Origin of the sequence: Cohnella thermotolerans DSM 17683, assembly GCF_000429825.1 — a bacterium.
GTDB lineage: Bacteria > Bacillota > Bacilli > Paenibacillales > Paenibacillaceae > Cohnella > Cohnella thermotolerans.
This window is the reverse complement of sequence record NZ_AUCP01000001.1, coordinates 492,496-518,039: the sequence shown is the minus strand read 5'-3', so window position 1 is coordinate 518,039 and position 25,544 is coordinate 492,496. Positions and strand designations below refer to the sequence as shown.

The 25,544-nt window shown below is 62.0% G+C and carries 21 protein-coding genes and 1 pseudogene; 14 read left to right on the top strand and 8 right to left on the bottom strand.

From position 1 onward, the window contains the following. The first annotated feature begins 98 nt into the window (after positions 1–98). Positions 99–1,940, top strand: coding sequence for a peptidoglycan D,D-transpeptidase FtsI family protein (locus tag G485_RS0102455; RefSeq protein WP_035154372.1), 1,842 nt, complete (start codon positions 99–101; stop codon positions 1,938–1,940). A 20-nt stretch (positions 1,941–1,960) separates the two neighbouring features. Here G485_RS0102455 and ytvI read toward each other — a convergent pair whose 3' ends face one another. Further along, entirely contained in the window at positions 1,961–3,154 is a 1,194-nt protein-coding gene (gene ytvI / locus G485_RS24845) for a sporulation integral membrane protein YtvI (RefSeq protein ID WP_084423064.1), read from the bottom strand. Positions 3,155–3,328: 174 nt separating this feature from the next. On the opposite strand from ytvI, the gene G485_RS24840 reads away from it, so the two are divergent. From G485_RS24840 to modB, 3 genes are all read left to right on the top strand, one after another. Next, complete coding sequence (locus G485_RS24840) at positions 3,329–4,813, top strand: polysaccharide deacetylase family protein (protein ID WP_051317959.1); 1,485 nt, start codon at positions 3,329–3,331, stop codon at positions 4,811–4,813. Between the two features lie 198 nt (positions 4,814–5,011). Then, the gene (gene modA, locus G485_RS0102440; RefSeq protein ID WP_240489038.1) at positions 5,012–5,851 is read left to right on the top strand and encodes a molybdate ABC transporter substrate-binding protein; all 840 of its coding nucleotides are present in this window, start codon (positions 5,012–5,014) and stop codon (positions 5,849–5,851) included. 24 nt (positions 5,852–5,875) lie between these two features. After that, positions 5,876–6,553: a molybdate ABC transporter permease subunit gene (gene modB, locus G485_RS0102435; RefSeq protein WP_027091218.1), complete on the top strand. Its 678-nt coding sequence runs from the start codon at positions 5,876–5,878 to the stop codon at positions 6,551–6,553. A 23-nt stretch (positions 6,554–6,576) separates the two neighbouring features. On the opposite strand, the gene G485_RS0102430 is transcribed toward modB, so the two are convergent. From G485_RS0102430 to G485_RS24835, 3 genes are all read right to left on the bottom strand, one after another. Beyond that, complete coding sequence (locus tag G485_RS0102430; RefSeq protein WP_027091217.1) at positions 6,577–7,587, bottom strand: substrate-binding domain-containing protein; 1,011 nt, start codon at positions 7,585–7,587, stop codon at positions 6,577–6,579. A gap of 77 nt (positions 7,588–7,664) precedes the next feature. Next, positions 7,665–9,350: a dihydroxy-acid dehydratase gene (ilvD, locus tag G485_RS0102425; RefSeq protein ID WP_027091216.1), complete on the bottom strand. Its 1,686-nt coding sequence runs from the start codon at positions 9,348–9,350 to the stop codon at positions 7,665–7,667. Positions 9,351–9,451: 101 nt separating this feature from the next. After that, a complete protein-coding gene (locus G485_RS24835; protein ID WP_051317958.1) occupies positions 9,452–10,687 on the bottom strand; it encodes a polysaccharide deacetylase family protein in 1,236 nt (411 codons plus the stop codon). Positions 10,688–10,767: 80 nt separating this feature from the next. Between G485_RS24835 and G485_RS30760 the strand changes: the two are divergent. The 3 genes and pseudogenes from G485_RS30760 to G485_RS28180 form a co-directional block, all read left to right on the top strand. After that, positions 10,768–11,085 (top strand): annotated as a pseudogene (locus G485_RS30760) (urease accessory protein UreF); the annotation flags it as partial. 258 nt (positions 11,086–11,343) lie between these two features. Continuing rightward, on the top strand, positions 11,344–11,691 hold the full coding sequence (locus G485_RS30755) for a GTP-binding protein (protein WP_240489046.1): 348 nt from the start codon (positions 11,344–11,346) through the stop codon (positions 11,689–11,691). Positions 11,692–11,728: 37 nt separating this feature from the next. Further along, positions 11,729–12,379, top strand: coding sequence for an urease accessory protein UreD (locus tag G485_RS28180; RefSeq protein ID WP_169732282.1), 651 nt, complete (start codon positions 11,729–11,731; stop codon positions 12,377–12,379). 166 nt (positions 12,380–12,545) lie between these two features. Here G485_RS28180 and G485_RS0102405 read toward each other — a convergent pair whose 3' ends face one another. Further along, positions 12,546–13,223 (bottom strand): 3'-5' exonuclease, encoded by a 678-nt coding sequence (locus G485_RS0102405; protein ID WP_240489037.1) that lies wholly within the window; start codon positions 13,221–13,223, stop codon positions 12,546–12,548. 246 nt (positions 13,224–13,469) lie between these two features. Here G485_RS0102405 and zwf point away from each other — a divergent pair, with 246 nt between their 5' ends. Further along, positions 13,470–14,945, top strand: coding sequence for a glucose-6-phosphate dehydrogenase (zwf, locus tag G485_RS0102400; protein ID WP_027091214.1), 1,476 nt, complete (start codon positions 13,470–13,472; stop codon positions 14,943–14,945). A gap of 364 nt (positions 14,946–15,309) precedes the next feature. Here the strand turns inward: zwf and G485_RS0102395 are convergent, their stop codons facing one another. From G485_RS0102395 to G485_RS0102385, 3 genes are all read right to left on the bottom strand, one after another. Further along, positions 15,310–17,127, bottom strand: coding sequence for an adenine deaminase (locus tag G485_RS0102395; RefSeq protein WP_027091213.1), 1,818 nt, complete (start codon positions 17,125–17,127; stop codon positions 15,310–15,312). Positions 17,128–17,567: 440 nt separating this feature from the next. Further along, positions 17,568–18,269: an RNA polymerase sporulation sigma factor SigK gene (sigK, locus tag G485_RS0102390; RefSeq protein WP_027091212.1), complete on the bottom strand. Its 702-nt coding sequence runs from the start codon at positions 18,267–18,269 to the stop codon at positions 17,568–17,570. Positions 18,270–18,411: 142 nt separating this feature from the next. Beyond that, positions 18,412–18,642 carry a hypothetical protein gene (locus G485_RS0102385; RefSeq protein WP_027091211.1) on the bottom strand — a complete coding sequence of 77 codons (231 nt, stop codon included), beginning with the start codon at positions 18,640–18,642 and terminating at the stop codon, positions 18,412–18,414. A 134-nt stretch (positions 18,643–18,776) separates the two neighbouring features. Between G485_RS0102385 and spoVAC the strand changes: the two genes are divergently transcribed. The 6 genes from spoVAC (at position 18,777) to G485_RS0102355 (ending at position 25,301) form a co-directional block, all read left to right on the top strand. Next, entirely contained in the window at positions 18,777–19,271 is a 495-nt protein-coding gene (gene spoVAC, locus G485_RS0102380; protein WP_027091210.1) for a stage V sporulation protein AC, read from the top strand. Positions 19,272–19,275: 4 nt separating this feature from the next. Then, positions 19,276–20,295, top strand: coding sequence for a stage V sporulation protein AD (gene spoVAD / locus G485_RS0102375; protein WP_027091209.1), 1,020 nt, complete (start codon positions 19,276–19,278; stop codon positions 20,293–20,295). Between the two features lie 23 nt (positions 20,296–20,318). Continuing rightward, complete coding sequence (gene spoVAE / locus G485_RS0102370) at positions 20,319–20,669, top strand: stage V sporulation protein AE (protein ID WP_027091208.1); 351 nt, start codon at positions 20,319–20,321, stop codon at positions 20,667–20,669. Between the two features lie 182 nt (positions 20,670–20,851). After that, the gene (locus tag G485_RS0102365; RefSeq protein WP_027091207.1) at positions 20,852–21,805 is read left to right on the top strand and encodes an AAA family ATPase; all 954 of its coding nucleotides are present in this window, start codon (positions 20,852–20,854) and stop codon (positions 21,803–21,805) included. A gap of 2 nt (positions 21,806–21,807) precedes the next feature. Beyond that, complete coding sequence (locus tag G485_RS0102360) at positions 21,808–23,049, top strand: DUF58 domain-containing protein (protein WP_051317955.1); 1,242 nt, start codon at positions 21,808–21,810, stop codon at positions 23,047–23,049. After that, positions 23,046–25,301, top strand: coding sequence for a transglutaminase TgpA family protein (locus G485_RS0102355; protein ID WP_027091205.1), 2,256 nt, complete (start codon positions 23,046–23,048; stop codon positions 25,299–25,301). Before G485_RS0102360 ends, G485_RS0102355 begins: the two co-directional genes overlap by 4 nt. Positions 25,302–25,544: the final 243 nt, after the last annotated feature.

The window sequence follows — 25,544 nt, the reverse complement described above, 5'->3', positions numbered from 1 at the left end:
AGAATGGCAGGCTTTTTTCGTCTTTTTCGAGAAGCGTTTGAAGGCGGCGGCATTGGATAAAATGACCAGTAACGGATGAAACGAAAAGAGGGCTGGTCGTGGGTTTCGAGAAAAGGAGGCGCCTGTTCCGCGTTGCGTTCACGCTGGGGATCGCGTTCGGCATTTTGCTCTTGCGGATGGCGTGGGTGCAACTTCTCGGCGCCGGGCACCCGGACAAGGAGGCGGCGGTCGGGCAGCGGGCCGTTCTGCAGCGCTCGGACAACCTGGTGCTGGATAGCGGAAGGGGCCAGTTTGTCGACCGGAACGGGCGCAAGCTGACCGGGGAGACGGTGTGGGCGCTGGCGGTTTTTCCCGAGCCGGGGATGCCGCGGGGAACGGAGCGGTCGATCGCCCGGTTGGCCGAAATTTTGCGCGCCGACCCTGCCGGCTTGGAGAAGTGGCTGAAGGAGCTCCGGACGGCGGACGTCTGGCGGGACGCCGGCAAGGAGCAAGCGCGAAGCCTGACCGACGAGGAAGCGGAAGAGGTGCGCGGGCTGAATCTGAGCGGGATCGCAGTGCTGCCGTACCGGAACCGGTATCCGGAGGGGATGCCGGTCGCCCCTCTCCATGCGCTCGGGTTCGTCTCCGAAAATCCCGAGCGGCTGCGCCAAGTGTACGGGAAAGAGTTGGCGTCGCATGCGATGGCCGTGACGGACAAAACTGGCGGCGCGGGCCTCGAGCTCTCGCTGGACCGGCTTCTCAAAGGGATCGGCCGGACGGAGGCGATCCAGCTGACGGATGCCGCCCGGCGGCCGTTGCAAGGCCTCGGTCTCCGCGTGACGGCTCCGGATAACCCGCATTATCCGCTGCAGGTGAAAACGACGCTGGACTTGGACGTCCAGCGTGCCGTCGAGCAAACGCTTGCCAAGCACGGGGTGAAGGAAGGCGCCGTCGTCGTCCTCGATGCGGCCAACGCCGACATCCTCGCGATGGCCTCGCTCCCCGCCTTCCGGCCCGATCGGATCGGCGCTCCGGCGACGGACGAGCGCAACCATGCGCTGGTCGCCGTTCCGCCCGGCTCCGTGTTCAAAACGGTGACGCTGGCCGCCGCGCTGGAAGCGGGCGTAACGGATGCGGACGAGCGGTTCCACTGCCAAGGGGAATACGGGCGCTACGGCCTTCATTGCTGGCTTGACGGCGGCCATGGCGTCCTGACGCTTACACAGGCCTATGCGGAGTCGTGCAACGTCGTGTTCGCCGCCCTGGCCGAGCGGCTTCACCCGCAAGCGCTGCAGCAGACGGCGGACAAGCTCGGCATCGGCCGTCAGATCGGCTGGCACGCCGATTCCTTCTTCGACGGGAAGCCGCTTAGGCTGTTCCTCGAGGAAGAGGCGGGAACGGTGTTCAAGGACGTGAAGAAAGGGGGGGACGGCGGCGTTCGGACCGGCACCGGCATCGGGCAGCGAGACGTCCGGATGACGCCGCTGCAGGCGGCCAACCTGGCCGTTACGCTGCTGCACGGCGGCCGCGTGCTCGCCCCCCGGATCGCCAGCGAAATCCGCTACGCGGACGGGGGGCTGATGGCGAAGCTGCCGACGCAGGCGTCGCCATCGGTGTTCGGAAGCATCCGCCCGGAGACGGCCGGCGCGTTGCGCAAAGCGATGAAGGCGGTTGTCGCCGAAGGAACCGCCGCCCGTGCGCTGGAGGACGCGAAATGGCCGCTCGCCGGCAAATCCGGCACGGCCGAGCTCGGCGACGGCGCGCCGAAGCGCAACGATCACTGGTTCGTCGGTTACGGCCCGGCGGGCAAGGAGGAGCCGGCCCGGTACGCCGTCGCCGTGCTCATCGAGAACCAGCCGGCCGGCTTGCGCAACCGCGCCGCCGCCGTGTTCGGCGATATTATGGATTCGCTTCGCCTGCTGGAGAAGCAAAAACAAGCAAAGCCCGCCTCGGGAAAATGAAGGCGGGCTTTGCTTATGTTTTAGGCTTGCGGCTTGTCCGCTTCGCCGGGAGAAGCGGGATCGGGCTTCATCCGTTCCAGCGACTCGATAAACGAGGGGCCTTCCGCCTGCTGAGGGGCGAGGGGCGAGACGGCGAACTCCTCCTTCGGGAGCCGGATCCATTGCTGCAGATAGCCCTGGTCGTACAACGCCTTGAGCAGGATCATCAGAATCGGCGCCAAAATCAAGCCGACAACGCCGAACAGGGAGAGAGACACCATCATAAAGGCAAGCATCGTAAACGCGGAGACGCCGACGGTTTGGCCGGTAATGCGCGGCTCCAGAAATTGTCTCGTCAGCGTCACGAACAGCAGCAGACCCGTCAGCCATAGCGCCAGCGCGGTATTGCCGAAGATGAACAGGTAAATGATCCACGGGATGAACAGCGTGCTGACGCCGAGCAGCGGAAGCACGTCGAAGACGCCGGCGAGCAGCGCGATCGCGAAGGCGTTGTTGACGCCCAGCAGCAGCAGCGCGACGAAGATGACCGCGAACGTCACGCTGACGAGCTTCGCCTGCGCTTTGAAATAAGCGCCGATTCCTTTGAACACGTTCGTCCGCAGAAATTCGAAGGCGGCTTTGATCGTCTTCGGCGACCGCTCGTTCGCAAGCCTCTGCCACATGTCGAACTCTACGCTCAGAAAGTAGGCGAGAATGAGCGCGATCGAGAAGTTGACGACGAAGGACGAGAACGACGTGATGAACGAGATGAGCCAATTCAGGAACGAAGTCGCCAGTGCGGTTCCTTTTTGGGTGATCCAATCGACGGCTTCCTTCGTCTTCTCGGTCAGGTTGGCGGGCAGCTTGTCGGAATGCTTCTTCCATTCTTCGGTCACCGCCGCCACCTGGTCGGTCAACGATTTCTGATAATCCGGAAGCTTGTGGGATAATTGCTCGATCTGCGAATAAAATATAAATCCAAGGCCGGTCAGAATGGCCAGCACGACGATGACGAACAGAAGCACGCTGATGCCGGAAGCGATCGATTTGCGCAGCCCGATTTTGTTCAGTCTTTTGGCGAGCGGCTCGATGCACAGAAAGATGACAAACGACAGAAAAACCGGCGTGGCGATTTTGTATAAATAACTGATGATGAACATGACGAGCCATACGGTCAGCGCGATGACGCCGATGTCGAACGCGGTCCGCCAATACTTTTTATACAAGGTGATCATGTTCCGGAAATTCACTCCTGCGCAAATAGTAGACTTGCCCATATTTCCCTTATTGTACACGATCCCAAAAAAGAATGCCCGCAAACCTGCCTTTTTTTCCGGAGCGTATGATAAAATAATACAAGAATAGACTGTGCGAAATTCTAATACAGCATGTTAAATGGTGGGGAAGGCATGGACAGAATCCTCTGGTGGCTTTTTTATTTTTTGACTTTTTACGCGTTTATTCCGGGATTCGTCAGCCGGGCGTTCGGGTTTCGCGCTTTTCGGCGCGGCCTTGCCAAACGGGAGATTGCGCTAACGTTCGACGACGGGCCCGACCCGGTGTATACGCCGCAACTGCTCGATCTTCTGCGGAAGTATGAAGCCAAGGCGACTTTCTTCGTCGTCGGCGCCCATGCGGAGAAGCATCCGGAGATCATCCTTCGCATGCACGAGGAAGGCCATACGATAGGCATTCATAATTACGTTCATCGCAGCAACTGGATGATGAGTCCGCGGACGGTCAAACGGCAGGTTCAGCGGACTTCGGACATTATAGAAGGGATTACGGGCGTTCGTCCGATCTACTACCGACCTCCGTGGGGCATCGTCAACGTGTTCGACTTCGCGCAATTGCGGCATATGCAGATCGTGCTGTGGACGTCGATGTTCGGCGATTGGAAGGAGAAGGTCGGCGTCGACAAGCTGTACCGGAAAATGCGGGACCGGCTCGCGCCGGGGCAAGTGTTCCTGCTGCACGACCGAGGCGACACGTTTGGCGCGGACCCCGAGGCTCCGGCCCATACGATCCAGGCTCTGGAGCGCCTTTTGCGGGAAGCGCGGGAACGGAAGCTGGCGTTCGTCGGCATCGGCGAGCTCATGGCGATTACCGAGGAGAACCGGGCGCTTCGCAAAGCCAAGAAGCAAGGCGCTGCGGCCGCCGGTGGCGAGGCATCCGGAGCCCGTTCCGCACCCCGGAGGGCGGGGCCGTTCAAACGGCTCGTCGTCTCGCTCTGGATGCTGTGGGAGAAGCTGTTCCATGTGACGTTTCGCCTTCGTCCGATCGGCGACGGCTCCTTCATGTATTACCGCATCGTCAAGTATTCCGGCCCCGAGCTGACGTTAAGGGACGGGAGCCGCCTGCGCCGCGGCGACCGGGTGGCAGAGTTGCATTTCGACAACGCCACGATGATGGCCATCGGCACGCGCTCCAAATCCGCCATTCAGATCGCCATTAGGCTGATCCGCGAAGTGAAGGCGACGCTCCCCGATGTGGCGCGGGAATTAAATGCGATTCCGCAATCCGGCGAGGTTAAAGCGATATACGGCGTCTCGATGGTCAACCAAGGCGCGGAAAATCTCGGCTTCGACACGTTCGCGCTTCCGAAGGGCCTGTTCGCGAAGGCGACCAATTGGTATCTTAAGCTGCTCATGCGCATCATTCATCCCGACGGCAGCCGGAAAATCAGCAAGCACAGCGACAAGCTGGAGCCGCGAATCATCGTGATGGGCCGCGAGACGTTGAACGGCTGGGCGAAGCCTTCCGCAGCCGAAGCCGAAGCCGAAGCCCAGGAGGCGGAGGCCAAGCAGGAGTCGGCGGCGGCAGCCGCGCGCGAAGCGGACGATGCGGCGGATGCCGGCATGCGCGAAGAAATGGCGTTCGAGTCGCTGTCCTGAATAAGTTAGGCACTCCTCCCCTCGTCCGATCGGACGGGGGGCTTTTTATTTTCCAAGGGTGACTTGCCTTCGAACGAAATTTAGAACTAAATATAATTAAATATAACAAAATAGAATGAAATAGATGAAATTAATGGTTGAATATTTGCTGTTTATGCTAAAATAAATAAAATTCATTATAAATGATGGGGTGAGGAGATGGAGTTGGAGCTGCAGATGGAGAGAACGAAGAAAGGGAAACGGCCTCCCGGAGGGCGCGCGTTCCGGATGGCGTGGGCGCTGCCGGCGGCTCTTGCGGCAGTTGTGTCGCTCGCGGCTTGCGGGTCGGGCGGGAACGAACCGGCGAAAGCCAAAACGGAAATATTGGTATCGGCCGCCGCGAGCTTGAAGGACAGCCTGGAGGAAATTGCGGCCGATTACGAGCGCAACCATTCGGACGTCGACCTTGTCTTCAATTACGGCTCTTCGGGAACGCTGCAGAAGCAGATCGAGCAGGGCGCGCCGGCCGATCTGTTCTTCTCCGCGGGAGCGAAGCAGATGGACGCGCTCAAGAAGGAAGGGCTTGTCGCGGATTCCGCAACGCTGCTGCGGAACGAGCTGGTCGTCGTCGTGCCGGCCGATTCCGGGCTCAAGGCGGAGTCGCTGCAGGATCTGGCGAGCGATTCGATAAGCAAAATCGCGATCGGCCAACCCGAAAGCGTGCCGGCGGGCGCTTATGCCCAGGAAGCGCTGGACAAGAGCGCTTTGGCGGACGAGCTCGGAAGCAAGCTGGTGTTCGCCAAGGACGTGCGGCAGGTGCTCTCCTACGTGGAGACCGGCAACGCCGAAGCGGGCTTTGTCTACCGGACCGACGCGAATACGTCGGACAAGGTGCGGGTGGCCCTGGCCGTTCCGGACGATCTGCACGAGCCGATTGTGTATCCGGCAGGCGTTCTGAGCGGGTCGAAGCATGCCAAGGAAGCCGAAGCTTTTTACGATTACTTGAAGGGGCAGGAAGCGGCCGGCGTGTTCCAAAAATACGGCTTTCAGCTTCCGTAACGGACAGAGTGAAGGAGAGGGCGCATGGGCCTTAACGTGGATTGGAACGATTTCTGGACGCCGGTATGGCTGTCGATCAAAGTATCCGCCGTCGCGGGCGTCGCGGTCTTCGCGCTGGCAACCGCCGCCGCCCGGTGGATGGCCCGCCGGCGGTTTCCGGGGCATAGCGCCGTCGAGGTCGTTCTGCTGCTGCCGCTCGTGCTGCCGCCGACCGTCGTCGGCTTCGCGCTGCTGACGGCGCTCGGGCGCCGGAGCTGGATCGGCTACGCGTACGAGAAGCTGGCCGGGGGCCCGATCGTCTTCTCGTGGATCGCGGCGGTCGTCGCGGCGGTCGTCGTCGCGTTTCCGCTCGCGTATCGGACGATGAAGACCGGCTTCGAGGAAGTGGACCGGCAATTGGAGGACGCCGCGAGAGTGTCCGGCGCAAGCGAATGGCAAGTGTTCCGCTTCGTCACGGCTCCGCTCGCGAGCCGCTCGCTTATCGCCGGGTTTATTCTCGGCTACGCGAGAGGGCTGGGCGAATTCGGCGCGACGATTATGATCGCCGGCAACATTCCCGGCCGGACCCAGACGATCCCCACGGCCATCTACGTGGCGACGGACGGCGGGAATATGGCGCTCGCCTGGGCCTGGGCGGCGGTGATGACGGCAATCGCGTTCGGCATGCTGCTGCTCGCGAACCGCTTTTCGAGCCGGGGATGAGGAGGTCGGGACGCCGCGGCGTTTTAACCTTCGTTTTCGTACAAGACGGTTCCGGTGCGGGACAAATCGTAGCCGTGAAGCGAGCGGAGCTCGCTTTGGTACGCGTCCGATTTTAAAATGTTCAGCACGGCCGCGATCCAGCTCTCGTTCTCCGGCTTCCTCAGCATGACCAGGTCCAGGCTCTCCTGAATGAGCGGGATAAACTCGACCGTTCCGACGAAGTTGGCCGCCTTCTCGATGCCGACGCCGACGTCGGCTTCCCCGCCTGCGACTTTCCCCGCGACCGCCAGATGATTCGTCTGCACCTGATCGTAGCCGCGCACCCGGCCCGGCCGAATGCCGTGCCGCCGCAGCTGCTCGTCCAGCAGCACGCGCGCTCCCGAGCCGATCTCCCGGTTGACGATCCGCAGGTCGTCCCGGCGGAGATCCGCCCAGCCCCGAATCCGCTTCGGATTTCCCTTGGCCACGTAAAGTCCCGCCGTGCGGGCCACGAGATGAACGACGATATAAGGAAATCCCGACAATATTTTGCGAATGTAGGGAAGGTTATATTCCCCGCTGTCTCCGTCGAGCAGATGGGTGCTGACGATGTCGGCTTCGCCCCGGTACATCGCGATCAGGCTGTCCAGGCTGCCCGCGTACGAGCGAAGCGGCCGCAAGCCGCCGCCCGGACGGTCCAGATGCTTCGCGAGCAGGTCGAGGCAGCTGTCCTGGCCGGTGATGACGAGGCGGCGATCCGGAGCCGGCGCTTCGGCGGAGGGCCGCGGCGCGGGCGTGAGCGCTGCCGCAGCGGGAGCGGACGCTGCGGTAGCGGACGCTGCGGTAGCGGACGCTGCGGGCGCGGGCGCGGCCAAGCCGGCGCCTCCCCGCGACATGCGCTTGTAGGCTTCCAGGTCCGAAGCGTCGACGCGCATTTGCTTGCCGACGCGATAGGAGGGAAGCTCGCCCTTCTTGATCAGGTCGTACACCTTCAGCTTGGATATTTTCAGCAGCGATGCGACTTCTTCCGTCGTATACGATTCGTCGTGCGGCATAACGGCCTCCTTCCGCTCGCCGGATGCAACAAAGACCGGACGCTTGAAGCGCTCCGGTCTTGGCATGCTCGGAAAGCTTAGATTTTCATGACGCCGCCCTTGCTCGCGTTCGTGACGAGCGCGGAGTAACGAGCGAGATAGCCGCGTTTGATTTTCGGCTCGAAGCCTTTCCATTCGGCGCGGCGGCGTTCCAGCTCCTCGTCGCTCACTTCGAGCGTGATCGTGCGATTGTTCATGTCCAGCTCGATCATGTCGCCGTCCCGGACGAACGCGATCGGGCCGCCCTCCGCCGCTTCCGGCGAGATATGGCCGATCGAGATGCCGCGAGACGCGCCGGAGAACCGGCCGTCGGTGATCAGGCCGACCTTGGTGCCGAGGCCCATGCCGACGATTTGCGACGTCGGGGCGAGCATCTCCGGCATGCCGGGGCCGCCCTTCGGCCCTTCGTAGCGGATGACGACGACGTGGCCTTCCTTTACTTTGCCTTCCGCAAGGCCCTTCAGCGCTTCGTCCTGCGAGTCGAAGCAGATGGCCGGACCGCGGTGGTAGCCGCCGACGGACTTGTCGACCGCGCCGACCTTGATGATGGAGCCGCCCGGCGCCAGGTTGCCGAACAGAACGGACAGGCCGCCTTCCGGGGAATGCGGGTTGTCGATCGGACGGATGACTTCCTTGTTCAAAATTTCGCAGCCTTCCACGTTCTCGCGGAGCGTCTTGCCCGTGACGGTCATGACGTCGCCCTTCAGGGCGCCTTCCTTCTTGAACAATTCATGAATGATGGCGCTGACGCCGCCCGCCGCGTGCAAATCCTCGATATGGTGATCGGATGCCGGGGCGAGCTTCGCCAGGTAAGGCACGCGCTTCGCGACTTCGTTGATGCGCTCGATCGGGTAGTCGATGCCCGCTTCGTTCGCAAGCGCGAGCGTATGCAGCACGGTATTCGTGGAGCCGCCCATCGCCATGTCGAGCGCGAACGCGTTGTCGATCGAATCTCTCGTTACGATGTCGCGCGGCTTCAGATCCAGCTTGATCAGCTCCATAAGCTGGCGGGCGGATTGCTTGACGAATTCGCGGCGCGCGGGATCGACGGCGAGAATCGTGCCGTTGCCGGGCAGCGCGAGGCCGAGCACTTCGGCGAGGCAGTTCATCGAGTTGGCGGTGAACATGCCGGAGCAGGAGCCGCACGTCGGGCAGCCGTACTGCTCGAGCTCGGTCAGGCTTTGCTCGTCGATCTTGCCGCTCATGTAGGCGCCGACGCCTTCGAAGACGGACGTCAGCGAGATGGCGCGGCCGTCCTTCGTGCGTCCGGCCTTCATCGGGCCCCCGCTGACGAAAATCGTCGGGATGTTGATGCGCAGCGCGGCCATCATCATGCCCGGGGTGATCTTGTCGCAGTTCGGGATGCACACCATGCCGTCGAACCAGTGGGCGTTCACCATCGTCTCGACGGAGTCGGCGATGATCTCGCGGCTGGCGAGCGAGTACCGCATGCCGATGTGGCCCATCGCGATGCCGTCGTCGACGCCGATCGTATTGAACTCGAACGGGACGCCGCCCGCTTCGCGGATCGCTTCTTTGACGAGCTTGCCGAATTCCTGCAGGTGAACGTGGCCCGGAACGATGTCCAGGTACGAGTTGCAAACGGCGATAAACGGTTTGTCGAAATCCTCCTCTTTAACGCCCGCCGCGCGCAGCAGACTGCGGTGCGGAGCGCGGTCGAACCCTCTCTTGATCATATCGGATCGCATTCTCTTCGCGGCCATGGATAGACCCTCCATTCGTGGTGTTACGCTTGCTCATATAAGAACAAGTCTATCATAAACGGAGGCTTTTCCGCTATAAAGTTGTTGCCTCTTCCTAGAAATCACCCTGCCTTGCCGTCCCGGGCCGGATCGAGCAGCGGCGTATCGCCGAACAGCGGATCAAGCCGTCCGCGCTGCGTGCGCAGGGCGACGCCGTCGATATGGCGCCGGTCCATCTGGAGCGTGCCGTCCTTGAATATTTTATAGGGACTCGGCCCGACCGAGCAGAAGACGTCGAACCCTTGCGAGCGCAAATAGGCGAACTTGGGGTCGTTGTCCGGGACGCGGCTGCCGTACGGATAGATGAAAATGTCGGTCGGCCCGGTCAGCGGCTCGACTTCGCGCTCCCACTTCTCCGTATCTTGCTTGAGCCGCGCGAGCGACACCTCCCGGACGTCCACATGCCCCCAGCTGTGGGAAGCGAACAGCCAGCCGTCCTTCTTGAGTCTGGCGATTACATCCAACGCCGCCTTCTTGTCGGCTTCGTAAGTCGGACTGTCCGGCCGGGTCCGGTAGCCGAGCACGCCCTGGTAGCCGGTGAGCGCCAGCACGCCTTTCGCTCCCTCCCAGGAGAAGTCGGGATGCGCCTTGACGAAATCGTCGACGATCGGCACGAGCTCCCAGTCGCGCGACGTCTTCTCCTCGCCGTCCGGCGTGCGCGCCCAGGCGGTGACGCTGCCGTCCGTGTCGGGGACGAGGCGCCAGGCGTTGCCGTTCTCGCGCATGTAATCGTAGTAGTTGATGTCGTCCACGGACAGGACGAACGGCTTCTTGCCCGGGGGAAGCATCAGCTTCTGCGGCTTGGCGACGGTTTTGCCGTTCTCGGTCTCCGTCCGGTAGAGCGAGGTCAAGTTTACGAGAATGTAATTGCGTTTATACAATTCGTCCAGCATCTTCTTGAATTCCGGCACGGTGACGAACCAGTCGTCGTAGCCTTGGGAGATGCGGTCCCCGTCGAACGCCAATTCGGGGAAGGCGACGAGCGGGTGGAAAAAGAGATGCTCCACCGGCCCTTTGTATTCGACGGCTTGCGGGGTCGGCGATGGCGATGGCGACGGGACTTCGGCCGAAGGCGGTGCGGAAGACGCGGCGGGCGGCGCGGTGCCGCCCGGAGCCGTCGCGTACGGCGAAGGCGAAGACGGCGACGAAGCGGCGGCGGATGCGGCGGGCGGCGCGGAAGGGCCGGACGGAATGGCGGACCGGCCGGGCGAGGCCGCTCCGTTCCCGGCGCAGCCGGACATCAGAACGAGCGCAAGCGAGGCTGAAAGCATGGGAAGGCGTTTTTTCGGATCGATCATGGATTCGGGTTCCCCTCTCCCGGAAGTTACCTATTAGACGATGGGCCGGGAAGGCGGGTTGCCCGTTTTGTTGTCGGGATTTGCCGTTTTTTTACCGCATCGAGCGCATGGTCCACTTCCAGCGGCTCGGAGCCGAGACGCGCGACGGCATGGAGAAGACGGGCCGCCGCCTGCTTCGGGTGGCCCCTTCGCTGTTCCCGGACTTGCCGCTCGCCGATTTGTCGGCGGACATTCGCGAAGGCCGGGCGCTCGGCACCCATCCGCTCGTGTTCGGAACGATCTGCCGCCGGCTGAACGTTCCGCTGGACCGCGCGGCGGAAGGATACTTGTACGCTTGCGCTTCCACCTGTGTGAATGCCGCGCTGCGGCTCATGTCCGTCGGTCAGAACGAGGCGCAGCGGCTGGTTGCGGGATCGTTCCCGGTCATGGAGGAAGCATGGAGCGCGGTCAAGGACATGGACCCGGAGGACGCGTACGGGGCGATGCCGCTCGCGGAGATGGCGATGATTCGGCACGAGCGGCTGATGAACAGAGCACACGGGCACGCCCATCATCGGCATTATCATATCGAACGCGAGGGCGTTCGGTACCACCGGCTCGACCACGACCACGAGCATCCGGAATGGGAAGCGCCCGCGTTCGAGGGCGGACGGCCGCTGCGCATCGGCATCGGCAGGCCGGTCGGCTCGGGCAAGACGAAGCTGGTCGAGCGCATCTCGGCCGCGCTCAAGGAGCGGCTGAATCTGGCGGTCATTACGAACGATATTTATACGAAGGAAGACGCCCGCATTCTGGCCGATTCGGGGTGCCTGCCGATCGAGCGCATTAACAAGATCGATTTGGCGCCGTTCGTCGGCGCGAGCTTGCAGGTGATGGAGGACGATTCCCGCCGCATGCGGGGCGACAAGCCGTTCCTGTTCACCAATCTGTTCGGCGGCGAAGGGCTGGACGAGGTCGTCCGCTGGGTGGAGGAGCAAGCGGCCCATCATGCGGCGGCCGATTGAAGCTGCAGCGGATTCGCCCGCTGAGGCATCCCCGCCTGTGCCGCTTTTGTCCGCGCAGGCGGTGCTGAAGGCCGAAGCTGCGCTGATCGGCGGCAAGCCGCAACTGACGAAGCGCTATCATACGGCGCCGCTCAAGATCGCCAAGGCGTTCGGTTTGAACGACGCGTCGGGCCCGCAATTGGCGGTCGTGCAAATGGATGCCTCGCCGGGCATGCTGAACGGCGACCGGTACGGCTTCGATTGGAGCATAGGGGAGAAGACGCGGCTGTACGTCACGAATCAAGCGTATACGCGGGTGCACCCTTGCCCCCGGTCGGACGCGCGCGCGGAGATGCGGTTCCGGCTGGCGCGGGATGCCGTGCTGGAGTGGATGCCGGAGCCGGTCATGTTGTTTCGGGAAGCGAGGTATGCGTCCTCGACGGAGATCGAGCTGGAGCCGGGGGCGGTCTGCATCGCCGCCGATCTGATCTGTCCCGGCAGGGCCGCGCGGGGGGAGGCGTTCGACTTCGCTTCCTGCGCTGGAATCCGGCCGAGCTGCTTCTCGGGGCGCCCGGATGCTTCGGAAGCTTCACGCATCTGGCGACTTTGTCCGTCTTCTCCGACCGGGCGGACGGGTCGCTCGCCGACCGGATTGCGGACGGGCTGGCGGCGGGCACGCGAACGCGGCAGCTGCAGCGCGCGGTACTGACGGCGTGGGACGCGGTTCGCGCCGCCCTGCTCGGTGCGCCGCCCCATCGGTGGCTGCGCGGCTGATGGCACGAACAAACCCTCCAACCCTTCCGGCGCCGAGGCGTGGGCGTCGCTAGACGCACGCCGGCGGCGATCGGGCGACGCGGGCGCGAGCGCCCGCGTCGTCAGGGCGAGGAGGGCTTGTTCGGCATGAGCTGCGCGAGGGAAGCGAACGGCAAGTTCTCGTAATGGTCGGTTTTGTACACGACCTCGGATTCCAGCTTCGCTTCGTCCGACAGCTTGTTGCGGCGGAACTGGAGCTTGTCGTACAGCTTGACGAGTATTTTCGCGGTGTTCATCGCGTCGTCGAGCGCGCGGTGATGCGAGCCGACGAACGGAATTTCCAGCATTTCGAGCGCGTTCTTCAGGCCCATCTGCTGATGCTTCTCCAGCTTGAACGTCTTGGACAACATTTTCTGCAAATTGTTATGGTTGAGAATCCAGCCGGTGTCGATCTTCTGCTCCCGGCACTCCTGCACGAGCTGCCGGTGATCGTCCGGCCCCCACGCGCACAGGTAATACTCTTCCGGCCCGATCCATTCCACAAAGCGGCGAACGACATGCGGGAGCGTCTCCGCTCCTTTGACGTCCTCCTGCGTAATGCCCGTGAAGGAGATCGTGTCCTCCGACAGTTGGGGGACGACGACCGGCTTGACGAAAGCCTGGAACGAATCCACGATGCTCGGAACCCCGTCCGCGACCCGGACCTTGGCGGCTCCGATCTCGATGATTTCGGCCACCTGTCCTTTTTTGCGGCGCACCGTCATTTCTAGATCGTATACGATATAAGTCAAAGAAAACACCTCATGATTTCATCGGTCCGTAAAACCCGTACTTCGTTATTATAGTCTTCCGCTCGTTTTTTGTCATGGCGGCTTCCGGGGTTCGCTTGTTTTTGTTCTTTGACGCTCGCTGTCGCTGCGCGCCCCAGAGTCCAGATGAAAATTCGTTTCCAATTTTCATGAGATCTTCATGATGAACGCCTCCAAAAGTGTTATCATTCCTATTACAGTTAACGTCTATAGAGGTTCGGATTGGAGGAGACGATCATGCTGGCATCCACTTTCGTTTTATTTGGGGCTACCGGGGATTTGGCGAAACGCAAGCTGTTCCCCGCATTATACAATTTGCATCTCGACGGCAAGCTTCCGGAGCCGTTCGCCATTTTCGCGCTCGGGCGCAAACCGTACGACGACGGGCTGTTCCGGGAGCACGCAGCGGAATCGATCAAGCGCTTCTCTAGGCGCGGGCAGGCGGATGCGGGGCGGATCGCGCGATTCGCGGAACGGATTCATTATCAGATCGTGGACGCGACCGACGCCCAAAGCTACGCAAGCCTGAAAAGAGCCGTGGAGCAGCGCGAACGCGAGCTCGGACTTCCGGGCGACCGGCTGTTTTATCTGTCCGTCGCACCGGAGCATTTCGGGCCGATCGCCGCGCACATCCGGTCCGCGGGGCTGGCGAAGGAGGGAGCGGCGACCCGGCTGGTCATCGAGAAGCCGTTCGGCCGCGACCTGGAATCCGCCCGGGCGCTGAACGCATCGTTGAACGAATCGTTTCCGGCGGAAGACATTTATTTTATCGACCATTACCTGGGCAAGCCGATGGTCCAAAACCTGCAGTCGCTGATCGCGGCCAATCCCGTCCTGAGAGCCGTGCTCAGCAACAAATACGTCGCCAACGTGCAGATTACGGCGAGCGAGACGGTGGGCGTAGAGACGCGCGCAGGCTATTACGACGGGGCCGGCGCTTTGCGCGATATGTTCCAGAATCACATGCTGCAGCTGTTGATGATGACGGCCAGGCACTCGGAAATTTTCGATAAGCGGAAAATAATGGAGTCGGCGTATCCGATTTCCAAGGACGAAGCGGCTTTGCACGTAGTGCGCGGACAATACGCGGCCGGAGTCGCGAACGGCAAAGCGCTCGCCGCTTACCGCGACGAGCCGGGCGTCGCGCCCGATTCGGAGACGGAGACGTATGTGGCGGCCCGTGTTTGGCTGGACGATCCGATCTGGCGCGGCGTACCGTTCTACATTCGGACGGGCAAGCGCCTGAGCGAGAAGTCGACGCGGATCGTGTTCGTGTTCAAGGATCCGCTCGAAGCGCATATGCCGGACAAGCCGGTGCGCAATTATTTGACGATTCGCGTTCAGCCCGACGAGAGCGTGGACTTCCAATTGAACCTTCTCGGCATGGACGGAGAGCTGCAGCCGGTTCCGCTTCGTTTCTCCACGAAAACCGAAGAAGTGCCGGAAGCTTACGAGCGGCTGCTGTACGACGCGCTGGCCGGCGATCCGACGTATTTCGCGCATTGGGACGAGATCGAGCTGGCCTGGAAATGGGTGCAGCCGCTGCAGGAGGCGTTCGCGTCGAACTTGGTTCCGCTGCACCTGTACCCCGCCGGCTCGAACGGGCCGGAGGCCGCAAACCGGCTGCCGGAGGAGCAAGGCTTCGCCTGGCTGGAACAGGACGATCTCGACGTGTCTCCCCGGGAGACGGAACCTCTCGCCGTCGGGAGTTAAGCGGAAGACGGCAGGGAAGGCGCCGAACGGCGATCTCTAACCCGTAAAACTCGGCTTTGAAGCGAAGAGCCGATTGGAATGCTGCACCTGAAAAAATCGGGTTAACAAGCCGCCAAGCGCCGCAATTTGTCAAGCTATTTTCCCACAGGCTGACGGCCGAGACTTTCCCGACCGTCTGAACGTCTTCGGCATCTTTAGGGGACTTTGGATTTGAATAAACATCCCCATTAAGTCTCCTGGACAAGGATCTGAAGTTTTTATGCAAAGCTAGTGCAAAAAATCCGGTTACAGCTCCGTCCTAAAGCAAAAACAGGCAGCCTCCAAGGTCCGCGACCTTTCGAGGCTGCCTGCTTTTGCCCTCCAGTTACTCGTCCTCGCAGAACAGCGGCACCAGCCGGATGCCCTCCTCCGAGATGCGGACGAGGCCCTTGTCCGACAACCGGAGCGTCGGAATGACGACGAGCGCCAGCAAGGACAACGTCATAAAAGCATAGTTCAGCGTGCACCCGGCATCGGCCAGCGCCCGGCTGATGGCAGCCGACTGCTCGGCCGCGACCTCGAACGGCTCGGCGGACATGAGCCCTGCGATCCGCAGCGGGAAGGACGTCGTCCCGTCTTCGGTCACGACGGCGGCGCCGCCCTGCAGGCGAATGATTTCGTTCGCAGCCTCGGCCATCAGCGCGTCGGAATTGCCGATGACGAGCACGTTATGGCTGTCGTGCGCGACGGTCATCGCGATGGCGGCGGGCTTGACGAAGCCGACGTTCGCGACGAGGCCGACCGAGCGGTTGCCGGTCTCCTTGTGCCGCTCGAGCACGGCGATTTTGCACAACCCGCTGTCCGCCCCGACGGTCAGAAGGGAGTCCGCCACCGGCAGCCGGAGCTTCAGCTCGGGCGTTTCGACGTGGTTTTCCACCACCTGAATGACGCGAACTGTCGCTTCGCCCGCCACGATCGGCGCCCGGATCGCGAAGTCTTCCGGCTTCACGTTCGGCTGAAGGCGCACCGAGTTCAGCACCTTCTCCGGGTATTCGTATTTCGGCAGCTCCACGCACATGCGCCCGTTCTCGGCGACGACGACGCCCGCCGCGATCGTGAGCACGACGTTGACGTCGGCCAAATTCCCGTCCAGCAAAATGATGTCCGCGAAGCTGCCGGGCGTCAGCGATCCGACGTCGCGCGCGACGCCGAACCGTTCGGCCGTATTGATCGTCGCCATCTGGAACGCCGTAATCGGCTTCACGCCCTGGGCGATCGCGTCGCGAACGACGAAGTTCATATGGCCCTCGTCGCGGATCGATTCGGAGCTTCGGTCGTCCGTCACGAGCATCATCCGGCGGGGATCGAGACCGAATTCGGTGTGGGCTTTGATCGTGCTTGCCACGTCGTGCCAGGCGGAGCCTCTGCGCATTTTCGCATACATCCCCAGACGGACCCGTTCGATGACATCCTCCGGCGTCACGCATTCGTGATCCCCGCTAATGCCGCTGGCCGCATATACCGGCAATCGCCAATCGTCGGCGCTCCAGGTGAAGTGGCCGTCCGCAATGCGTCCCGCAGCGAGCGTCTCCTTCAGAATCCCCGTCATTTTCTCGTCGCCGTAGACGACGCCCGGGAAGTTCATGACCTCTCCCAGGCCGATCACGTCCGGTCCCCATCGGAACGCCTCCGCGACCTCCGCGGGTCCGACGGAAGACCCGGTCGTCTCGAATTCGGGACCGGCCGCGGGAACGCAGGAGGCAACCTGCATATAGGAAGCGAGCGGCGTCTGCCGTCCTTCCTCGAGCATGAGGCGAATGCCTTCGATGCCGAACACGTTCGCCATCTCGTGCGGATCGAAGAAGCCGCCGGTCGTGCCCAGCGGCAGCACCGCTCTCGCGAATTCCGTCACCGTAAGCTGGGTGCTCTCGATATGGGCATGGCCGTCCAGCAGCCCGGGCGCCATATATTTGCCCTGGGCGTCGACGATTCTCGTCTCCGGGCCGATCAGGTGCGACACGTCCTTGCCGACGTAAGCGATGCGCGAGCCCTGCACGCCGATGGACATGCCGCGCAAAATTTCGCCCGAGACGACGTTCACGAGCGTGCCGTTCAGCACAACCAGCGAAGCCTTGCGGTCTCCTCTCGCGGTGGCGACAAGGTCGGCGAAACATTCGGATAAAGGGGGTCTTGCGAACTTCACGACAAATCCACTCCATTCGGTTCCAAACTTATCTCCTAGTATCCCATCAACCGGAGGCCTTGCGCAATGGCTGCCTATCAAGGCGCTTTGCCGGACAATGGCGGCGAGATGGAACGCGAACGCCGCAGCTGTACAGCAGGTTCGGACCGGCGTCCAGCGCCAGCGATGCTTGATTGTATGGAGCGGTGTAAGCTGTCGGACGAGCTATCCGCTAGCCTATCTCTTGGAGTCGGCCGATCCTGTGCCTCGTTGCCAAAGTTGCGGAGGAATCATAAAACCGGATGTCGTTCTTTAATCGCGAATTATGTCCTTTCCGACAGCGTCGGAAAGGTGCTTCATGCCTTGATAAGCGAATCGTGACAGCACGTTTTGGAACAAAAACGCCCAAAATCCCGCTGATGCCAAGGCGGGATTTTGGGCTGCGGCGCTATCAAAACCTTTCACAGCTTCGTCTTATAAAACTCGTGATAAAGCTTCATCAACGCCCGCTTCTCGATGCGCGACACGTACGAGCGGCTGATGCCGAGCTCGCGCGCGATTTCCCGCTGCGTCCGCTCGTCGCCGCCGCCGTCGAGGCCGAAGCGGCCGCGGATGACCTCCTGCTCGCGCTCGTCGAGAATGTCGAGATTGCGGTAAATTTTGCTTTTCTCGATTTTAAGCTGCACCTTGTCGACGACTTCGTCGGGCTCGGTGCCCAGAATATCCTGAAGCGTAATTTCGTTGCCTTCCTTATCCGTTCCGATCGGATCGTGCAAGGAGACGTCCTTGCGCGTTTTTTTCAAGGAACGCAAATGCATGAGAATCTCGTTCTCGATGCATCTCGCGGCGAACGTGGCCAATTTCGTGCCTTTGTTCGGCTGGTAGCTCTCGATCGCTTTGATCAGACCGATCGTGCCGATCGAGATCAGGTCCTCCAAATCTTCTCCCGTATTGTCGAACTTCTTGACGATGTGGGCGACCAGGCGAAGGTTGTGCTCAATGAGAAGGTTGCGGGATCGGGGATTCCCTTCCGCCATGCGCTGAAGGTGCAACGCCTCCTCTTCTTCGGTCAGGGGCTGCGGGAACGCGTTGTTTTTGACGTAGGAGACGAGTAACGACAATTGCTTGATGAACAACGCGATAGCGGTAAAAAATCCGGGCACGGTAATGTCCACCTCCGGCAGATTGGTCGGGAGCGCTCGGGGAAACATTACCATTGTATGTGGGTGAACGCCCATGCGTGCCTGTACGGAGGCAGGCAAAAAAAATGAAGGGCCGCCGGCCCCTCCCAAGTCATCGAATCTCTCAGCGCCAAGACGGAACGTCGGGCGTCATCAGCTCGTGGACGTTCAACTGCCGCCCGAGGCTCATGCCGCTGTTGAAGCCGCTGTTGTACGACCATTGCAGCATCGTCTCGATCTGGCCCACCTGCTGGTCGGTCAACTGGAATCGCTCCCGCAGCCCGGCCAACTCCATTTTCATATCCCCGATAAAAAACTTCCGGCTCTCCGCCTTCAACCCTTCCGCATCCAACATGTGCGCATTCCCTCCTTCCTTACCAGCATTGCCCGATGCAGACGGGCATAACCTCCCGGGTGTCATACTTCGTCCTTGTTTGGCAAATAATGAACCGGACACCGCACGAATGGCGAAGGGAAGGGGAATGAACCGTGGCTACCAAAGAAGCCGGGCGCGGCGCAGGCGCCTACAAACCGTTATCCATGTCCGCCAAGGAGTACAAGGCGTTCGCCAAAAACCGCGAACCCGCGCGTTCCGTGTTCAAAAACTGCGTGAAGGCGTTCGTGTCGGGCGGCATCATCTGCTTGATCGGCCAAGGCGTGCAGCAATTTTTCATGGCGGCGTTCCAGATGACCGAGAAGCAGGCGGCCAATCCGACCGTTGCCGTCATGATTTTGCTGTCCGTCATTTTGACTTGCCTCGGGGTGTACGACAAAATCGCGCAGTGGGCGGGAGCCGGGTCGGCGGTTCCGGTCACCGGCTTCGCGAACTCGATGAGCTCGGCCGCGATCGAGCATCGCAGCGAAGGGCTGGTGCTTGGCGTCGGGGCCAACATGTTCAAGCTCGCCGGTTGCGTCATCGTGTTCGGGGTCGTCGCCGCCTTTTTCATCGGCATCATTCACTGGCTGCTCGGCCTGAGAGGGTAAAGCCATGCTGAGCGGCCAAAGAACGTGGCTGTATCCGAATCCCCCCGTCATTTTGTCGACGGGCACCGTCGTCGGGCCGGACGAAGGCGAAGGGCCGCTGGCTTCCGACTTCGATCTGGTGCATCCGGATATGGAATTGCAGCAGCCGTCATGGGAAAAGGCGGAGCGGCTCCTGCTGGAGCAGGCTTCGGACATTGCGGTCAGCAAATCGAAGCTGAAGAAAGACCAGATTCAGTTCTACGTAGGCGGGGATTTGCTCAACCAGATCATCAGCAGCACCTTCGCGGCCCGCACGTTCGGCGCGCCGTATATCGGCGTCTTCGGCGCCTGCTCCACCTCGATGGAGACGCTGGCGATCGCTTCGCTCCTGGTCGCCTCCGGCGCTGCGGAGTACGCGATGGCCGGAACGAGCAGCCACAATTGCACGGTGGAAAAGCAATTCCGCTATCCGACCGAATACGGCTCGCAGAAGCCGCCGACGGCGCAGTACACGGTGACCGGAGCGGGAGCGGCCGTCGTGGGGCGGACGGGCTCCGGGCCCCGCGTCACTGCGGCGACGATCGGCAAAGTCGTCGATCTCGGCATCAAGGACCCGTTCAACATGGGAGCCGCCATGGCCCCCGCCGCGGTCGATACGATCCAGGGGCATCTGCAGGATACGGGGCGGGAGCCGGGTTACTACGACCTGATCGTCACCGGGGATTTGGCCGGCGTGGGGCATCCCATCGCCAAGGAAATTTTGGGCCGCAACGGCGTTCCGATCGAGCAGACGACGTTCCGCGATTGCGGGCTGATGGTCTACGACGTCGCGAAGCAGAAGGTCCAGGCGGGGGGCAGCGGCTGCGCCTGTTCCGCCGTCGTCACCTACGGCCACCTGCTGAAGCGGATGGCCAAGGGAGAGCTGAAGCGCATTCTGGTCGTCGCGACCGGAGCGCTGCTTAGCCCGCTGTCCTACCAGCAGGGCGAGACGATTCCGTGCATCGCCCACGCCGTCGCGATCGAAGCCGAATCATCGACTCATTGAACAAGGAGGTTGGACGTTAAGCTATGCAATATTTGTGGGCATTTCTCGTCGGCGGAGGCATTTGCGTCATCGGCCAGCTGCTGTTCGACATCGCCAAGCTGACTCCGGCGCACACGATGGCTCTGCTCGTGGTGGCGGGCGCGGTCGTCGACGGCATCGGCTGGTACGAGCCGCTCATCAGCTTCGCCGGCGCCGGGGCGACCGTGCCGATTACAAGCTTCGGCAATTCGCTCGTGCACGGGGCGTTGACCGAACTGAAGCGGGACGGCTGGATCGGCGTCATCACCGGCATCTTCGAGGTGACGAGCGCGGGTATATCAGCCGCGATCATCTTCTCGTTCCTCGCCGCTCTCGTCGTCAAGCCGAAGGGCTGAACGCAAGCGTTCGGCTTGTCTCCAGAACTTACCTCAACTTAGTCAAAGCCTGCCGCGACGCGGTTTGGCTTTTTTTCTATGCAGATTTGGAGAATTGCAAAATTTACGGTACCCTCCAAAATCAGGTATAATAAAGGAGGTTTTATAAGGGATATCTCAAGATTCCATAGGAGGATTCGGGCATGGAACAACAGCAAGCGATACATTTGTTGGATCTCATACGACGGAATATGGAATCTTGCATTTTCGGCAAAAAGGACGAAATTACGTGGATGCTCGCCGCGCTTGCGGCAGGGGGCCACGTGCTGATCGAAGACGTGCCCGGCACCGGCAAGACGCAGATGGTCAAGGCGCTGGCCCGCTCCATCGGGGGCGCGTTCCATCGCATTCAGTGCAATCCCGACCTTCTGCCTACCGATATAACGGGCGTGTCGATTTATCACCCGAAGCAGGAGCAGTTCGTGTTCCGTCCGGGTCCCATCATGGCGAACGTGCTGCTGGCGGACGAGATTAACCGGGCGACGACGAAGACGCAATCCGCCCTGCTGGAAGCGATGGAGGAGCGGCATGTGTCGGTGGACGGCGTAACCTATCCGCTGCCCCGGCCGTTCGTCCTGTTCGCGACGCAGAATCCGATCGAATTCGACGGCACGTACAGCTTGCCGGAAGCGCAGCTCGACCGTTTTCTCATGAAAATATCGCTGGGCTATCCGGACGAGGCGTCCGAGAAGCGGCTCATCACCGAGCCGGGCGCAAGCCGGTCGGCGGACGCTCTGACGCCTGTCGCGTCCGTCGAAGACATTCTGGACGTGCAGAAAGCGACCGAAGCCGTCCATCTGGAGAGCAGCGTCGCCGATTATTTGATCGCGCTCATCCGCGGCACCCGGAAGCATCCGGCCGTCCTGCTCGGCGCGAGCCCCCGCGCGGGCATTGCGCTCGCTTCGTGCGCCAAGGCGTTCGCCCTGCTTGGCCGGAGAGCCTTCGTATTGCCGGACGACGTCAAGGCCGTAGCGCCGCATGTGCTGAGCCACCGGCTTTATTTGCGGTCCGAAGCGCGCATGCAGGGCGCCACGACGGCCAGTGTCCTTCAGGAGGTTCTGCGGCAAATTCCGGTTCCGGTCGGGATGGAGCGCTGACGATGAGCAAGCTTTTGGTTGCCCGAATCGGGTGGTGGAGCGCCGCCCTTTATTTGGCTTCCCTTTTTTTTCTCGTCTTCCAGGGCGGCAAGACGTCGCTCATGCTGTTCGTCATGCTGAACGCTCTTGGTCTCTATTTGCTGCTCGGCAGATGGAGCGGGATCGGACAAGTTCGGGGCGTCCGGTCGCTGGAGGACGGGGCGTTCGCCTCTTCGACCGTTCCGGCCGGAGCGCGGCTGCGCATCAAGCTGTCCATTCAAATTCCGGGCTACTGGCCGATTCCGTACGTGATCGTGCGGGAGAAGCTGACCCGCGTCTCGGGCTCGGAATCACAGGATTACGAGCTGTCTGTCGTTCCCGACTACCGCCGCAGAGGAACGCTCGTCTACGAGACTGCTCCTTTGCGAAGAGGCCGGTACCGGTTCCAGAAGACGCATTGCTCGACGCGCGACATTTTCGGCCTGTTCGAGCATAAGGGGACTTTCGAGCAGCCGCTCGAAATCAAGGTGACGCCGCGCACGATCGCCTTGCGCGATTGGCGCATGCTGCGAAGGTCGAAGTCGGGCGTCATCCAGAAGAAGGTCGCCTCCAGCCGGTCGCGCGAGACGACGCAGATCGACGGGGTCCGGGAATACATCCACGGAGACCGGATGTCGCGCATCCACTGGAACGCCACCGCGCGGACGGGCGAATGGAAGTCGAAGGAATACGAGCGGGAGGCGCTGCCGCGGCTCGTCGTCCTCCTCGACCGCCGGGCCTCCTCCTACCGGACCTCGGAAGGCTTCGAGCTGGCGGTGTCCGCGGCGGCTTCGCTGTTCGATCTGGCGCTGAAGATGATGATGCCTGCGGGCTTCGTCTCCGCCGGAGCGGAGCGGCTTTGGTTCGGTACGGGTTCGTCCGCGGCGGTCCGCGAAGAGGTGTTCGAGCATCTGATCGACGCCGAGGCGGACGGAAGCGGCGCCTTGGGGGATGCGGTCGCCCAAGCTTCCGAGCGGTTCGAGACCGGCGCCTTCCTCATCATCGTCAGCCCCAAGGCCGACGATGAAATCGCCCGGGCGCTGGAGACGCTGGAGGCGAGGCGGCAGGTCGCCGGGCACGTCCACATTGCCGAGCGGGCTCCCGAGCCGGAGGACGCGAACCGAATTCGCCAGTGGCAGCGCATGTTCCATTTCAAAGGCTGGGATTGCTGCTCGATCTCCCGGCTGGAAGAGCTGCCCCAAGCGCTGGAGGTGGGGGCCCTATGAATTCAATCGTCGCGACCGCGCGCCGCGGCAGGGAATCCGCCCGTTGGAGAAGATTCGTGCTGGAGCGGCTCCATCGGCTGTTCGCCCTCCTTCTCGTTCTACAATGGATTCAATGCTTCAAAGGGTATTGGTGGAGCGAGACGTATCACGTCATTTACGGCTCCTTGGCCGTTTATGCGGCGACGGAGCTGCTCATTTCGCGGGCGATCGCCGGGAGGCTGGCGATCCAACTGGCCGGCGTCTTCCTCTCCGTCGTCGCGTTCGCGCCCATGCAGTGGCACGGCTGGCCGGTGTCTTGGCGCCAGTTGGAGGAAGTCAGGCGGTTTATCGTCTGGCACGGGGAGCAATTCCACCCCTTCGCCGAGCTTGCCGTGGGCGTTCTTCTCGTGACGCACGTTCTGGCGGCGTGGGCGGCGACCCGCAACAGGGCGATCGCGGTCCTTCTGGCTTCCGTGGTTACGATGGCGGCCGTGGACTCCTATTTCCCTTACGAGCTCTGGCCGCACATCGCGTTGGCCGTGCTGGCCGGTTTGGGCTGGCTCGTCGTCATTCACTTGCAGGGCTTGCGCGAACGGCATTACGACAGCTGGGCCGCGCTCGCGGAACGGCCGTTCGAACTGGCGCTGCCGGCCGCGCTCGTCATCGGCATCCTCATTCTGCTCGGCGTTCTGATGCCGCGGGCCCCTGTGCTGCTGGAAGACCCATATACGCTGTGGATGGAAGCCCAGAACAAGAGCGTTCCGGGCATGGCGGGCGAAGGCGGCTACCTGATCAACGGTTCCTCGTCGTCCTCCGGGGGAAGCGGCTCCTCCAAGTCCGGCTACGGGCGCAACGACTCGCAGATCGGCGGGGGCTTCCAATTCGATTATTCCCCCGTCATGCAGGTGACGACGTCGCAGAAGTCGTATTGGCGGGGGGAGACCAAAGCGGTCTACACCGGCAAAGGCTGGGCCGACCGCAAGGGCATGCAGACGGAGCCCGTCGAACCCGGCTCGAAAAATTTGCCCCTCGATCCGCCGAGGACGCAGAAGGAAGGCGTGCGCGAGGTCGTCCAGACGATGACGATGCTGCGCAAGGACCGCTATCCTGTGTTGTTCGCGGCCGGACCGGCCAGCGAGGTCGAAGAGATCAACGGCGGGAACAATCCGAAGCTGTTCTGGAATCCGGAAGAATGGGAGCTGCGGTTCCAAAGGCCGACGCCGCTGGAGTCCTACACGGTCGTCTCCGAGGTGCAGGAGCTGGACGAGAACCGCCTGCGGGAGACGCCCGCCGTTCCGAAGGACGGCCAAGCGTCGATCGATCTCGATCCTTACTTGCAGCTTCCGGATTCGCTGCCGCAGCGCGTGCGTGATTTGGCCCGCCAGACGACGAAGCAAGCGACCAACGATTACGACCGGCTCAAGCTGCTGGAAAGCTATCTGCAGACAACTTATCCGTACACGAACACGCCGGATACGAGCAAGCAGCGAAGCTCGGACGTCGTGGACGCCTTTCTGTTCGAAATCAAGGAAGGCTATTGCGATTACTACTCCACGGCTTTCGTCGTGATGGCCCGTTCGCTCGGCATTCCGACCCGCTGGGTGAAAGGCTATACGTCGGGCTCCAACCCGGCCGACGAAGAGCGGGCCCGGTACGGGGGCGTCGGCAACGTCGATCCGGACGGAGCCGGCACGTACACCGTGCGCAACGCCGACGCCCACTCGTGGGCGGAAGCGTACTTCGAAGGCTATGGCTGGGTGCCGTTCGAGCCGACCGCCGGCTTCAGCATTCCGGTGCCGAAGCCGAAGGAGGCGGTCGCGCCTTCCGTTGCGCCGGCAGACACCGCGGAGACGCCGGAGGAAGAGGCTCCGCGAGCGGCGGCAGGCGACTGGCGGAAGACGGCGGCGATCGCGGCCGCCTCAGCGGGCGCGATCGCTCTGCTCGCGCTCTCCGCGTTCGCCGTCTTGAAGCGCCGGAAGCTGCTTGCCTCCTGGAGAACGTTCAGGCATCGCGGCGATACGCCCAATCAACGGATCGTCCGCGAGATGGAGAGCCTCGTCCGCTTCATGCAGCGCAAAGGCTTCAAGCGCCATCCGCACGAGACGCTGCGGGAGACGGTGGAGAGCTGGGGCGGACGCGCCCAAACGCTGAAGCCCGATCTGGAAGGGGCGCTTAAGCAGTTCGAAGCGGCGCGTTACGGGGGCGGGAACGTGGACGAGGAGGCGTACCGGCGGTTCTCTCAGACGGCGGAGCGAATCCGCAAAGCGCTGTAAAGGCGTGGTGAATAACAAGCGCGTTATCCAATCCGAGAAATCCGGGGACAACAGGGATCGGAAGAACGATCCGCTCTCCAAGCGCCTGTTTTTCACCGGTCTTCTAAAGCCCGTTCGGGCGGCCCCGCCCGCTCCGCGAACGACGATCAGGCGGGAAAGCTCGCGGCTGGCCGAGCTTTCCCGCTTTTTGCATGGAATCGCGGGGTGTGGTATATTTTGTTCATCATTTCGTTAGAGACAGGG

Excerpts from the sequence above, each read along its gene's own strand:
- ytvI (WP_084423064.1), bottom strand. The coding sequence starts at position 3,154 with ATGATCACCTTGTATAAAAAGTATTGGCGGACCGCGTTCGACATCGGC.
- G485_RS24840 (WP_051317959.1), top strand. The coding sequence starts at position 3,329 with ATGGACAGAATCCTCTGGTGGCTTTTTTATTTTTTGACTTTTTACGCG.
- modA (WP_240489038.1), top strand. The coding sequence starts at position 5,012 with ATGGAGTTGGAGCTGCAGATGGAGAGAACGAAGAAAGGGAAACGGCCT.
- modB (WP_027091218.1), top strand. The coding sequence starts at position 5,876 with ATGGGCCTTAACGTGGATTGGAACGATTTCTGGACGCCGGTATGGCTG.
- G485_RS0102430 (WP_027091217.1), bottom strand. The coding sequence starts at position 7,587 with ATGCCGCACGACGAATCGTATACGACGGAAGAAGTCGCATCGCTGCTG.
- ilvD (WP_027091216.1), bottom strand. The coding sequence starts at position 9,350 with ATGGCCGCGAAGAGAATGCGATCCGATATGATCAAGAGAGGGTTCGAC.
- G485_RS24835 (WP_051317958.1), bottom strand. The coding sequence starts at position 10,687 with ATGATCGATCCGAAAAAACGCCTTCCCATGCTTTCAGCCTCGCTTGCG.
- zwf (WP_027091214.1), top strand. The coding sequence starts at position 13,470 with ATGCTGGCATCCACTTTCGTTTTATTTGGGGCTACCGGGGATTTGGCG.
- G485_RS0102385 (WP_027091211.1), bottom strand. The coding sequence starts at position 18,642 with ATGTTGGATGCGGAAGGGTTGAAGGCGGAGAGCCGGAAGTTTTTTATC.
- spoVAD (WP_027091209.1), top strand. The coding sequence starts at position 19,276 with ATGCTGAGCGGCCAAAGAACGTGGCTGTATCCGAATCCCCCCGTCATT.
- spoVAE (WP_027091208.1), top strand. The coding sequence starts at position 20,319 with ATGCAATATTTGTGGGCATTTCTCGTCGGCGGAGGCATTTGCGTCATC.
- G485_RS0102365 (WP_027091207.1), top strand. The coding sequence starts at position 20,852 with ATGGAACAACAGCAAGCGATACATTTGTTGGATCTCATACGACGGAAT.
- G485_RS0102360 (WP_051317955.1), top strand. The coding sequence starts at position 21,808 with ATGAGCAAGCTTTTGGTTGCCCGAATCGGGTGGTGGAGCGCCGCCCTT.
- G485_RS0102355 (WP_027091205.1), top strand. The coding sequence starts at position 23,046 with ATGAATTCAATCGTCGCGACCGCGCGCCGCGGCAGGGAATCCGCCCGT.